The following is a 1028-nucleotide window of genomic DNA, read 5'->3' as shown; positions in this document are numbered from 1 at the left end:
TCGTTGGCCACGAACCCGATGATCAGCAGCCCGATCATGATCGAGAACGAGACCGTGTACTTGGACGGCCCGGTGACGTCGCCCTGGGCCTCGACGACCGCGTTGACGATCAGCGGGCCGAGCACCCCGGCCGCCGACCAGGCGGTGAGCAGCCGGCCGTGGATGGCGCCGACCTGGTAGGTGCCGAACAGGTCCTTGAGGTACGCGGGCACGGTGGCGAAGCCGGCGCCGTAGAACGACAGGATCAGCATCGAGGCGATCAGGAAGATCACCTTGTTGCCCTCGCCGAACATCAGGATCACGAGGTAGAGCAGGGCGCCGACCCCGAGGTACATCCGGTAGATGTTCTTGCGGCCCACCACGTCGGAGGTCGACGACCACACGAACCGGCCGAGCATGTTCGCCAGCGACAGGATCGACACGAACGCCCCGGCCGCCGCGGCGATGACCGGTGCGGGCCCCGTGGTGGCGAAGAAGTCCTGGTAGATGGGCTGCGCCTTCTCCAGGATGCCGATCCCCGCGGTGACGTTGAAGCAGAGCACGACCCAGAGCAGCCAGAACTGCGGGAGCTTGATCGCGGTCGCGGCCGACACGGCGGGCCCGGAGCCCGTCGAGCCCGGCGAGGCCTGCGGCGGGTGGGGGGGCTGCCAGTCGTCGGCGGGGACGCGGACCAGCAGCCAGCCGACCGACATGAAGATCGCGTAGCCGATGCCCATCACCAGGAACGTCTGCGACAGCCCGGCCGGGGTCGTGCCGAAGCCGGCCAGGAGCGCCTTCTCGACGGGCTGGGCGATCAGCGCGCCGCCGCCGAAGCCCATGATCGCGATACCGGTGGCCATCCCCGGGCGGTCGGCGAACCACTTGATCAGCGTGGAGACCGGCGAGATGTAGCCGATGCCCAGACCGATACCGCCGACGAAGCCGTAGCCCACGACCACCAGCCAGTACTGGCCGATCGCGATGCCCCCGGCCGAGATGACGAACCCGGCGGAGAAGCAGACCGTCGACACGAACATCGCCCAGCGCGG

The 1028-nt window shown here is 68.9% G+C and carries 1 protein-coding gene; it reads right to left on the bottom strand.

Annotated elements, in window-relative coordinates; genetic code table 11:
- Nucleotides 1–1028: MFS transporter (locus PHK61_RS31870; protein WP_274285052.1), on the bottom strand; the 1028-nt coding region annotated here is incomplete at both ends.

Origin of the sequence: Actinomycetospora lutea (assembly GCF_028737205.1) — a bacterium.
Taxonomy (GTDB): domain Bacteria; phylum Actinomycetota; class Actinomycetes; order Mycobacteriales; family Pseudonocardiaceae; genus Actinomycetospora; species Actinomycetospora lutea.
Note: the sequence above shows the minus strand (reverse complement) of the source record. Positions and strands in the feature narration are given on the sequence as shown.